The organism is Stenotrophomonas sp. PS02289, assembly GCF_029960115.1.
In the GTDB taxonomy this organism is placed as follows: domain Bacteria; phylum Pseudomonadota; class Gammaproteobacteria; order Xanthomonadales; family Xanthomonadaceae; genus Stenotrophomonas.
On the sequence record NZ_JASCOZ010000004.1, the window covers coordinates 12876 to 24463 of the forward strand.

Consider the following 11588-nt stretch of genomic DNA (forward strand, 5'->3'; position numbering starts at 1 on the left):
AGGCGGTACTCTCCCCTTTGACGCCAGTCATGACTTCTTCCATGACTGGCGTCTTTTTGTGGGGACTTACCTCAAGTGCTCAGTCTGTCTCTCATTGGTCGCCCCGCGCCGCGCGCAATCCACGTCGCCGCACTAGATAGAACGCTGCGGGAATCACCACCATAGAGAGCACCGGTGCGGTGAGCATGCCACCCAGCATCGGCGCGGCGATACGTTGCATGACCTCCGAGCCGGCACCGGCACCGACGAAAAGCGGAAACAACCCGGCTAGGATGACGGCTACCGTCATCGCCTTCGGGCGCACCCGTTGCACGGCGCCTTCGTAGATAGCCTCTTGCAGGGTAGACACATCTTCCGGCGCACCGCTGGCCAAGCGCTGCTCCCAGGCATGACGCAGGTACAGCAGCATGATGACGCCGAACTCAGCCGCAACGCCGCCCAGGGCGATGAATCCGATCATGCTGGCCACCGAAATCGCATGGCCCAGCCCCCAGATCAACCAGAAACCGCCCACCAACGCCAAGGGCAAGCTGAGCAGGATGATGGATACATCGCTAAGCCGGCGAAACACCATCCAGATGACCAGGAAGATGATCGCCAACGCCGCGGGCACCACCCATTGCAGGCGTGCCAAAGCCCGTTGCAGATACTCGTACTGCCCCGACCACGCCAGACCATAGCCGGCAGGCAAACTCACCTGGGTCTGCACCGCGGCTTGCAGGTCCTGGACCACCGATCCCAAGTCGCGATCGGCCACATCCACGTAGATGTAGCCCACCAACCGGCCGTTATCGCTCTTGAGCATCGGCGGGCCTGGGCTGATTGACAGCTCCGCCACCTGGCTCAAGGTCAGTTGCACACCGCCTGGCGCGATCAGCGGCAGATCCTGCAAGGCCTGCAACGAGTCACGCTGGCCACGGGGGTAGCGCAAGACGATGGGATAGCGTTCGCGCCCCTCGATCGTTTCCCCGATTGGATCACCGCCAACGACCGTGGCAATCAGTTGCTGGAGTTGGCCTTGAGTGAATCCGTAACGTGCAGCGATTTCCGGGCGCACCTGTACATCGACATAGCGCCCACCCGTGACGCGTTCGGCCAGTGCCGAACTCACGCCGGGCACAGTCTTGGCCACCTGCTCGATCTGCTGGCTCAGGCGCTCGATCTGCTCCACATCGGGTCCGGAGACCTTGATCCCAATCGGGCTCTTGATGCCGGTGGCCAACATATCGATGCGATTGCGAATGGGCGGGACCCATAGGTTGGTCAGACCGGGAATCTTGACCGCTGCGTCCAACTCCTGGCGTAGCTTCTGGGGGGTCATGCCCGGGCGCCATTGATCCCGCGGCTTGAAGGTCACGGTGGTCTCAAACATTTCGATCGGTGCCGGATCGGTCGCACTTTCGGCACGGCCCGCCTTGCCGAACACGTGCTCAACCTCCGGTACGGTCTTGATCATCCGGCCCGAGAGCTGGAGCAACTGACGGGCCTTGTCGGCGGACAGGCCGGGCAGGGCCGTGGGCATGTACAACAGGCTGCCTTCTTCCAAGGGCGGCATGAACTCACTGCCCAACCGGCTAAAGGGGATCAAGGTGAGCACTAGCAGCAGGCCGCTGAGCAGCAAGGTGACACCGGGATGTTTGAGGACCCACAGCAGGATGGGCCGATAGCCAGCGATCAGGATGCGATTGATGGGGTTCTGCTGTTCCGGGCGGATGCGGCCGCGGATCAGGTAGCCCATCAAGACGGGGATCAAGGTCACCGACAACCCTGCTGCGGCGGCCATCGCGTAGGTCTTGGTGTAGGCCAGAGGCGAGAACAATCGCCCTTCCTGCGCCTGCAGGGCAAAAACCGGCACGAAAGACAGGGTGATGACCAGCAAGCTGGCGAACAGGGCCGGTCCGACCTCGGCCGCCGAGCGGGCCATCAGCTGCCAGCGCTCCTCACCCTGAGGTTCCCGGCCGTGCGCCTCCCGCCAGTGCTCCAGATGCTTGTGTGCATTTTCGATCATCACCACCGCTGCATCGACCATCGCACCAATGGCGATGGCGATGCCGCCTAATGACAGCAAGTTGGCGGAGATCCCCTGGGCGTGCATCACGATGAAGGCCGCCAGGATACCCAAAGGCAGGGTGATGACGGCCACCAACGCCGAGCGTAGGTGCCACAGGAACAGCAGGCATACCAGCGCTACGACCAGAAACTCTTCGCCAAGCTTGTGGGTGAGGTTGCGTACCGCATCCTGGATCAGCTCGGAGCGGTCGTACACCGGCACCACTTCCACGCCCTCGGGCAAGCTGGATTGCAACGCCTGCAGTCGCGCTTTGACGTTCCGAATGGCCCCCAAGGCATCCTTGCCGGTCCGCAGGACGATCACGCCGCCGGCCACCTCACCTTGACCATCCAACTCTGCGATACCACGACGGAAGACCGGCCCGCGACTGATCGTGGCCACCTCGCCGAGCAGGACGGGGATGCCGTCGTTGCCGGTTACCGGCACCTGTTCGAACGCCTCCTGTGTGCGCAGGTAGCCTTCGCTGCGCACCATCAGTTCGGCTTCGCCTTGTTCGATCACCGAGCCCCCGGTAGCGCCGTTGGCCGCATCCACCGCCTCGATGAGCTCGGCCACCGTCAGTCCACGGGCCGCCAACGCCTGCGGATCGGGCTGGATCTGCCAGGCGCGCACCGCACCGCCCACACTGGCTACTTCAGCCACGTCCGGCACGGTTTTTAGCTCATAACGAAGAAACCAGTCCTGCAACGCACGCAGCTGCCCCACATCACGTTGACCTGTCCGATCCACCAAGGCGTACTGGTAGATCCAGCCCAGTCCTGTCGCATCAGGACCCAGCGCCGGATTCACATTCGGCGGAAGTCGATCGCGTACCTGGCTCAAGTACTCGAGCACTCGAGAGCGCGCCCAGTAAAGATCAGTGGCATCGTCAAACAGGATGTAGACGAATGAATCACCGAAGAAGGAGAAGCCGCGTACCGCCTTCACGCCCGGCACGGACAACATCGTGGTGGCCAACGGGTAGGTGACCTGGTCTTCGATGATGCGCGGGGTTTGCCCCGCCCATTGCGTGCGGATGATGACCTGGGTATCGGACAGGTCCGGCAGCGCATCCAGCGGCGTGTTCTTTACCGACCAGATACCGACCACCGCCAGCAGCGCGGCGGCAACCAGCACCAGCACGCGATTGGCGATGCAAGCATGGATCAGGCGCGCGATCATGGTGTGCCCTCCATCGCTTCGGACATGACCTCGCTTGCCTGGCAATCAGCGGCTGCGGCGGGGCCGAACTTGGGTACCAACTGCATATCCATGAACGGTGACTTGCCCGGCTTGTCGAAATGCTTCTCCGGCACCATCGGGTCATACCAGTACTGCACCGGGCAGCGCGGCGGCGTAGAGGTGGAGGTGTCTGGCGCGACAGGCGCCGGCTGTCTGGACGGTGACGGCACGACAGTGCGTGGTTCGTGCCCGGCGTCATGGCGCTCGTGCACACCTGATGCGCTGGCAGGGCGTGTCGGTTGTGCAGCACCCAGGCGCTCCAACGCACCGGAGAGACTGGCTTCGGAGTCGAGCAAGAACTGACCCGAGACGACCACGCGTTCACCACCGGCCAAGCCTGCCACGATCTGCGTGCGCCCTTGCACGCTACGTCCCACACTCACCCGCACTGGCCGGAAGCTCCCGTCCGGATCCTGCACGATGACCCGGCTGTCCCGCCCGGTGGCGATCAGCGCCTCCGTGGGAACGACTGGCAGGGCCTGCTCGGCGTCGGGCTGCACCAGAACCTCGGCGAACATGCCCGGCACCAGCCGACGCTGCGGGTTGCGCAGCACAATTCGCGCCCGCTGCGTGCGACTAGCCATGTCGACCTGGGGAAGCAACGCCTGGATCTGTCCGGCAAAGCGCTCTGCCGGCCAGGCACTGACCGTGGCCTGCACTGAGGTCCCCGGCCGCAAGGTGCCCAGCGCTGCCTGGGGTACCGAGGCCTCCAGCCACAACGTGTCCAGCCCATTGATCTTGAACAGTGGCGTACCGGGCATCACCGTCTGTCCCTCGCGTGCCAGGATCTCGGTCACGACACCACTGTGGTCTGCGCTAAGCACGACGCCACTTCTGGCCGAGGCGCCAGAAGGAACACCCAACGAACGCAACCGTTGTTGCGCCGCACCCTGCAGCTCACGCGCGCCCGCGGACTGAGCTTGGCTCAGGGCATGTGCTTCGGCGATGGCCGCGTTCCATGCCGGGGCCTGCACGGTGGCCAGCGTTTGACCACGACGAACCTCGGTAAACGGCGCCTTTACCTGCACGTGGGTGATCAAGCCTTCCATGCGCGCACTGATCACGCTTTCCTGGGTCAGATCCCACGTCAGTGTGCCCGGCACGCGTACGGCAGTCCCTAGTAACTCTACCGTCACTTCCTGAGTGCGTATGCCCACGTTCTGCTGCAGGCGCGGATCGATCTGCGTTCCGCCCCCTATGGCCTCATCTGCGTATTTGGGCAGCAACTCCATATCCATGAACGGAGATTTGCCCGGCTTGTCGAATCGCTGCTCCGGCGCCATGGGGTCGTACCAGTACAGCACCTTGCGTGCTTGATCTGCGACGCTCGTGCCGGGGGGCGGGGTGGTATCAGAGGTTCGAGTCATCCAGGCGTAGCCGCCGGCAAAGCCGAGCGCCAGCAACCCGAGGGCCACGGCGAGCTGTGTGAGACGCGTCTTGGTCGGGCTCATGGCGTGTTCTCCTCATGGGGTAGCAGATAGGCCAGTGCCGCCCAGGCACGGCCCTGTTCGCCCAGCAGACGGGCGTTCTCCAGGTGCAATTCGATCTCATCGCGCCGCGCTTCCAGCCACGGCTGCAGGTCGGCACCGGCGCCGTAGGCGGCCAACGCCGTGCGTGCACGATCGCGCGCCAAAGGCAGGCTCTGCGTGTTCTGGCGCTCCAACTGGCCGGTTAACCCGCGCCATCGCGCTATCGCGCGTTGCACCGACTCGGCTTGGATGCGCCGGGCCTCATCGCGCTCTGCGGACACCGCCTCCAGCTCGGCCCGCCGTGCCGCGATGCCTCGTGCTTGGCGGTTCTTCTGGAACAGCGGCAGGCCCACACCCACTTCCACCATGAGCATGTCGCTGCGCGCCATGCCGTCGGGTGCGCGCTCGCGACGTCCGTAGGTGAGCTCCACACTCCAATCCGGGCGGGTTTCGGCCACGGCCGCATCCACCTGGGCCTGGGCTAAGCTCTCGCGTGCCTCCCAGCCCAGTAGTGGCGTGTGTTGGTCCAGTTTGGCCAGCAGTTGGGTGGGCTCCAATGGCAACTGCGAAAAATCCGGTGCCGCACCACTGGCCAAGATCGCCTCTGGTGCAATACCCAACCACCGCGCCAGGCCGGCCTGCGCGGCGGCGTGCTCCGCATGTACCTGCTCCAGGCGATTGTCCAACTGCAGTAGGGCGGCCTGGGCGGCAAGCACATCACTGGCCCCGGCCGTGCCGCCTGCCAAGCGAGCACGCGCCGCACGCTCGGCTATACGGGCCGGCTCGCGCAGACCTTCCAACGCATCTACGGCTTGCTGCGTACTCCACAGCTCGATCCAGGCCAGCGCGGCCGCTTGGGCCACCATCTGCTGTTCGGCCATCGACAGTGAGCGCGCTTGCGCCAGCGTCGCTTGCGCCAAGGCGTGCTCGGCACGTCGTTTCGCACGCGCAGGAAACTCCTGCATCAGACCGATTTGCTGGGTGGTCATCTCATCGGCCCGCAAGCTGAAGGCATCGGGTCCGCTGACGGGCCAGTTCGCCAGCCCCACGATCAAACGTGGGTCGGGAAGCGCGCCAGCACGCGCGGCTTCTTCGGTACTGGCATCGATCTGCGATCGGCGCACCTGCAGGGTTGGGGCGTTAGCAAGCGCCCGTTGTAGGGCTTCTGTGTAGCTGATCGGGATAGCGGGCGATGCCGCCAGCACAGGACCACTGAGCGCCAGGGCAAACACGAACCCACACGCCATCTTGCGCCTTGCACGCAAGAAGAAAGACATCTCCATAAGACCTCCGGGAAACGACAACGAGCGCGCTGCAACGCATGCAGCACGAGCACGGGTCAATCCAGGAGGGGGCTTAAATCAGCAGGCTACAAAAGCGCTGCAGGGGAGGCGGATCGGACACGCACACCGGAACATCCCGATACAACTGCGCGTGTACCGGTGGCAACAGAGCCTGCACCAGCGCGAAGGCGGCCAGCGCGGGCTGGTAAGGCACTTGAGGGGCCTTCGCATCGGCCGTGGCGATGTGATCGCGCTGGCAATGCTGGTCGCACAACGCCGGAGCATCGGGATCCGGCGTGGACATCTCTTCGCAACCGACCATCAGGGTCGCTTGTCCAGCTTCCACCGATTCCAGCGGACAGGCGTAAGCCACCAGCGCGAGTTGCTGCAGCAGCAGCGCCCACAGTCCCAGCCATGCCAGTCGGGCACGAGAACGGGGTCGCCGCCATCGCCTCAGCAGCCTCACCATGACAGCTCCCGCACGCCCGAAGCAGCGCCTGCGGACGCTGGGCAGATCAGGGCAGGGGACGTGCGAGCTCTCATGATGGCCAGTCTAGCCCTCTTGGGGCCGACTGTCATTGATCAGGATCAAGCCCTCGCGCGGACTCAGCGGTGGCATCCGCCGCAGCAGGAGGATGCGACGGCCGGGGCGGCCGGCGTACCAGCCTCAGAAGGGAGCACCGCAGCGATCACATAGCCTTGCCGCTGGATAGCCTCAACCGCCTGTTCTACGGCAAGCAGGCCCTCGATCTTGACCACGCCACTGCCCAGATCGACGTCCACCTGGGCGTGGGGGTCAAGGGCCTGAATGGCTTGGGTGACCGTTCGGACACAGTGACCACAGGTCATACCTTCAACAACGAGATTCATGGACAACCCTCCAAAAGCATCGGCGGTTTGCCGACGGCGTGACGATGAGCCTTCCCACGGTGGGAAGGTCAAACGACAGGCAAGTTGAGTGGTAATCCGTCCCGCGTTGTTGACCTTCCCATCATGGGAAGGCTCAGGCTACCTGCTCGTTCCTATTGGCCCTCACTCCATGGACATAACGCTCACTTATGCGAATTAAGTTATTGATTATATTACATTAATACAGGAATCGCAAGGTCTGTAGTTGCACCGTGCCCTGGCCGGCCACAAACGCGATAAGCTAAGCATTCCTTAGTGCTAGTCATTCTTGATGTCATGACGATGCCATCTGAGCGCACCCGCAATGTGCTGCAGGCGGGCGCGTTCCTCAGGCAGCTAGCGGCCAGCCAAGCCGTGCCTAAAGAGGTGCGGCAAGAGGCATATCGACTGCTGCGGCACTATCCAACCGTCAGCGACATCGAGGCGATTGCTGAGCACGAAGAGCGGCTGCGAGCGCTGACCCAGTCGGCCTTCGTACGACCCTACCTGAGCAGCGAGATCGAGGCGGATTGGTTCTCCGGGTACCCGCTCGGCCCTCATCGCATCTGACCATGAAGCAACCGAGCAGGCCGCGTGGAAGAGGGACTACGTCTGCGGAGACAGCGCTGGAGGCTTCCTTTGAACGGGCCCGCGACAGTGCGGCCGAGGAACGCGCATTCTTCAAGCGACTGATGGATGCGATCGTGTACGTGCATGCGCCCATCTCGGACGACGCGCAGACACTGCGGCTGGTCCAGTTCCGCCATCCTGACGGTTTCGATGCGATCCCTTTCTTTACCTCGCTCGACAAGGCGCAGGCGGCCAGCTCGTCTGCTGTCAGAATTCTGGGAGTTTCAGGCCGTGAGCTGCTAACCGGTACTCGCGGCGCGACGTTGATGCTCAATCCCAACTACGGCGGCGTTGTCCTGTACCCGGAAGAGGTTGCGACATTGTTGGATACGGGCTTTCTGGCCAGGGTGGAACGTCTGGCGCCGGCGGAGTTCGCGGTGAGACCTGCCCAGGCCGCGCCGGCTTGGCTCGCTCCGGCCATCAGCGGCAGCCTTGAGCACGCCGACTTCGTCTCGTCGGCCTATCTCCTGGAAACTCACTCGTCAGGGGGCGTCGAACAGCCTCCCGGTCTGTTGATCTGGCTGGTGGTGGACCTGGCTTTCGCCGAGCGGGCGGCTCGTCTGGTGACCACCGCCATACAGCCCTTATGCTCAGATTTGGACGTCATCATCGACTTGGCGGTCCACGACGTATCGCTGCCTTTGCCGGCGGGCTTGGATGATCCCCAGATCCTGCCCATATTTTTTCACGAGAATCAAGCCAACTTGAGCACAGCTCATCGGCCTATGAGCCCTGAAGATAAGCTACTAGCACTCCTTCCGGGATTGACCGAGGAAGAGAAGGAACGGCGGACCCGCGAGGGTATGGCCGACGTCGACGCTGGACGTACGATCCCGCACGAGGAACTACTGCAATGGATCAGGCGACGGTCAGAGCCTTCTTGAAGGTTTCCGTTGGGTCAGGAGCGTGGAAACTCTTGAATCCAATATTCAAGAAGGGCACGCGTGCCTGAGCAGTACTCCAGGAATGCCTGTGTCACGCGGCTTCTGGTTCAATCAAGCCTAGGTCTGTAATCCACGAACTGCCTGACGTCGAGGGGTGTTTCCTCGTTGAATCATGGTGTTAGAGACGATTCGGCTGTTTTTCTCACGAATCCCTGCCGACCTTCTTGAAAAACTGAACCAGACCTACCCAAACGCTTCCGTAAGGCAGGTGGTGAGAGGGCAGGTTAAGCACATCAGGGATAGCAATCCCAAGGAGATAGAAGCGCTACGACAGGAGGCCAACGATCAACTTCCTACTATCGCCGAGCTAAAGAGGGTCAGTGCGGTTGATCCAGAGTTCCGGATGGAAAACAGCTTCTTTGGGCCCAAGCCAGTCATCACCGCCCGCATCATCAACCGCTCAACACTGCCATTGAGCGAAGCGAGCTGGAATGCGGCGCTGTACATCAATGGCGATGTACAGCCTGTAGCCACGTCGAAGGTGCGCAGCGATTTCCGTTCCATCGAAGGCCTCAAGCCCGAACACCATGTTACGGCTCGATTCACTGTCGGATTCGTCAAGGGCGATAAGGCCTGGACCACCTTGGCGATTCGTCAAGCTACATCCACACGCGTCGAGCTGGAGATGATCCCTGAGACAGCAATGGACTTTACGGACAAAGCCTATCTAAGTGCCGATCTTCAGAAGCGCATTGATTTCCTTGAGAACCAACTCAAGCAAGCGAGCGAGTTCGAAGATGTCTGATGCTACCAAGCCCCGCCGGCGGATCACCCTCCGGCGGGGCTTGGTAGCGGTACCGACGTTCACCCCCGCCAAAGAGGACCATTACACAATGCGCCCGTCCATCCTCGCCTTGGACTTAGAAGGAACGCTGATTTCCAACGCTGTAAGCCAGATCCCGCGCCCGGGCCTCTACGAATTTCTGGAGTCGGCAAAGTCGCTCTTTGAGGGTCTAGTCATCTTCACCACAGTTCCGGAGCCTAGATTTCGCGAGATTGCCGACCTATTGGCTTGCGAAGGAGCGGCCCCGGGTTGGTTTGCCCGCTTGCCATACATGGACTGGACTGGGCCGACGAAGGATCTTGCCAACGTTTCCCAGCCCATCGGCTCTGCATGGCTACTAGATGATTACGCCCCCTATGTACAACCGGGACAGGAACATTGCTGGGTCCCGGTTCAACTGTTTTGTTCTCCTTACCCCGAGGACGACGCGGGACTGGACGATGCCATCGAGGCAATCCGTAAGCGACTTAACGAGTACTAGAGGGCCATCTCTTGGCCAGCGTCCAATGGGCCACAGGCTCGCCGGTCAACCAAGGTCCAGCGCTTCGTTGGAGAACCGTCGATATAGACCTGGGGGGGCGTTTACCGCGATAGAGTCCTGAGCCCCCTCAAACCATCTCATGGACCCGTGGCAGCTGGTCGGTCTACTCAGACTAGAAGCTAAAGCTGCCAACTGCCGCTAGGTTCCAGCCAGTACGCCATGCCCAGCGGCAGGAAAGTCTCCATTGCAACGTCCAGGATCAACGGCTGACGCCAACCCTGACCAGGCAAGAAGCAAAAATCCTTCCGGGCGAGGGTTCCAGCTTGCTCGCGTCCAGCTAACCAGATGCATCTGCGTTTTATCTCGCGATCAAGTGCTCGCCTCGCGGCATGCTCATCCAAACCGCTTTGTATGAACTCCGAGGCAGAATTTCGCATGCTCGCCCACAGCACGTAGCGCTTACGCCCCAAGCTGAGCGCATTCCATTCAGGCGATCCAATCGACTGAAGCCCGTCGCCTAGCTTCGGGTCCAACCGATGCTTCCGCAGAAGGTTTGCCAAGTACGCTCGAGCTTCGGTGGATGCCAGTGAAATTCCGAGATTCCGCCTCGCACTGGGCGTGCACTCAGCCGCCCACTGGGTGAGCGACCGGGTCAATGCCGACTCAAGGTTCAAGTCACTGCGAGACCACGGAGATTTGTAGGACCAAGCCAGGGGCTCATACAGAGATCTTGCGGCAAGCCGAGAACATTCGACTGGTTCGCGATGGAGGACGCGCAGCGTCGCAAGCGTGTCAAGTGCCTGCGAGGCCAACCCCTCAGCAGCTACCGGCGAACTAGCCGTTCTTGAGCGCTCTAGCGCGCACCACGCGCACGCAAGAAAGGGACCTATTGAACGAACGAAATTGTCCAGTTCTGGCCAGGGCGCGATGAGGGTCGGTTGGCTAACGACATAGGCCACACAGCCCTCAAATCGCGATACCAGTTGTCAGGATATCAACCTGCCCACAGACTGTCTATCTGACTTTCCGATATTGACCCTTAGGTGTTCTCTCCAGTTCAACGATATCTGAACATCCGATATCCTAGCCGTGCAGCGAATGAGCGGGGAGCGCCCCGGCGCACGACGCAGAACGTTACCGCATGTTGGGAGAGCCGAAATGATGCGCACCAGCGCTAGCCACCCGTTACTGATTGCAGAGTTGCCTGTTGGAGCCCATGGAGGCGGCATAGGGGTGACATTTGCGCCAGGCAAGTACCAGGAAGTCGCCATGACTGGAGCATGGGCGAGAGACCTAGATGTGGACGTCTCGGCTATTCAGGACTGGGGTGCCACTCACCTAGTCACCTTGCTTGAGCCTTGGGAGCTCAAGGACCTTCGAATCGAGAGCTTACCGGCGATAGTGGCGGGGAAGGGCATCTCTTGGCATGGACTGCCAATCACTGATGGAGCCGCACCAGACGACAGACTCCTCAAAGATTGGCTACAGCTAAGTGCTGAGCTCGTCGCTGACATGCTGAGCGGTCAAAGGATCGTGGTCCACTGCAAGGGGGGGTTGGGACGCGCGGGAACGGTCGCTGCCATGCTTTTGCTGCAGTCTGGCGAGGCCAAGCGGGCATCGGATGCCATCCACATGGTGCGGCATGCCAGGCCAGGCGCAATCGAAACGATTGCTCAAGAGGAGTTCCTAGAGTACTGGGCGCAGAGCCTTCACCCGGGCGGAGCTTGACCACTCAGGTGCGCAGTCAGGAACTCAAGGACGAGTTGCCTGTGGATCCAGAACTCGAGGGCTTCTTAGGTCTGGATCCAGAAATCGAC

Annotated in this window: 10 protein-coding genes; 5 read left to right on the forward strand and 5 right to left on the reverse strand. The window is 61.8% G+C overall.

Features of this window, described 5'->3' with window-relative positions:
* Nucleotides 1–91 precede the first annotated feature (91 nt).
* From QMX83_RS01075 to QMX83_RS01100, 5 genes are all read right to left on the reverse strand, one after another.
* The gene (locus QMX83_RS01075; protein ID WP_005413407.1) at nucleotides 92–3232 is read right to left on the reverse strand and encodes a CusA/CzcA family heavy metal efflux RND transporter; all 3141 of its coding nucleotides are present in this window, start codon (nucleotides 3230–3232) and stop codon (nucleotides 92–94) included.
* Complete coding sequence (locus QMX83_RS01085) at nucleotides 3229–4743, reverse strand: efflux RND transporter periplasmic adaptor subunit (protein ID WP_005413406.1); 1515 nt, start codon at nucleotides 4741–4743, stop codon at nucleotides 3229–3231. Before QMX83_RS01085 ends, QMX83_RS01075 begins: the two co-directional genes overlap by 4 nt.
* Complete coding sequence (locus tag QMX83_RS01090; RefSeq protein WP_170935783.1) at nucleotides 4740–6044, reverse strand: TolC family protein; 1305 nt, start codon at nucleotides 6042–6044, stop codon at nucleotides 4740–4742. The genes QMX83_RS01085 and QMX83_RS01090 overlap by 4 nt, the downstream gene beginning before the upstream one ends.
* Nucleotides 6045–6117: 73 nt before the next feature.
* Nucleotides 6118–6513: a hypothetical protein gene (locus QMX83_RS01095; protein ID WP_005413404.1), complete on the reverse strand. Its 396-nt coding sequence runs from the start codon at nucleotides 6511–6513 to the stop codon at nucleotides 6118–6120.
* A gap of 137 nt (nucleotides 6514–6650) precedes the next feature.
* Nucleotides 6651–6914, reverse strand: a complete 264-nt coding sequence (locus tag QMX83_RS01100) for a cation transporter (protein ID WP_021201833.1) — start codon at nucleotides 6912–6914, stop codon at nucleotides 6651–6653.
* 315 nt (nucleotides 6915–7229) lie between these two features.
* Between QMX83_RS01100 and QMX83_RS01105 the strand changes: the two genes are divergently transcribed.
* From QMX83_RS01105 to QMX83_RS01125, 5 genes are all read left to right on the forward strand, one after another.
* Nucleotides 7230–7502 (forward strand): BPSL0761 family protein, encoded by a 273-nt coding sequence (locus QMX83_RS01105; protein ID WP_019184714.1) that lies wholly within the window; start codon nucleotides 7230–7232, stop codon nucleotides 7500–7502.
* 2 nt (nucleotides 7503–7504) lie between these two features.
* Nucleotides 7505–8446, forward strand: a complete 942-nt coding sequence (locus QMX83_RS01110; RefSeq protein ID WP_049401588.1) for an SseB family protein — start codon at nucleotides 7505–7507, stop codon at nucleotides 8444–8446.
* Between the two features lie 175 nt (nucleotides 8447–8621).
* Nucleotides 8622–9251: a hypothetical protein gene (locus tag QMX83_RS01115; protein WP_136191796.1), complete on the forward strand. Its 630-nt coding sequence runs from the start codon at nucleotides 8622–8624 to the stop codon at nucleotides 9249–9251.
* An 88-nt stretch (nucleotides 9252–9339) separates the two neighbouring features.
* Nucleotides 9340–9771, forward strand: a complete 432-nt coding sequence (locus tag QMX83_RS01120; RefSeq protein WP_282294863.1) for an NIF family HAD-type phosphatase — start codon at nucleotides 9340–9342, stop codon at nucleotides 9769–9771.
* A gap of 1269 nt (nucleotides 9772–11040) precedes the next feature.
* On the forward strand, nucleotides 11041–11499 hold the full coding sequence (locus QMX83_RS01125; RefSeq protein WP_021201830.1) for a cyclin-dependent kinase inhibitor 3 family protein: 459 nt from the start codon (nucleotides 11041–11043) through the stop codon (nucleotides 11497–11499).
* Nucleotides 11500–11588: the final 89 nt, after the last annotated feature.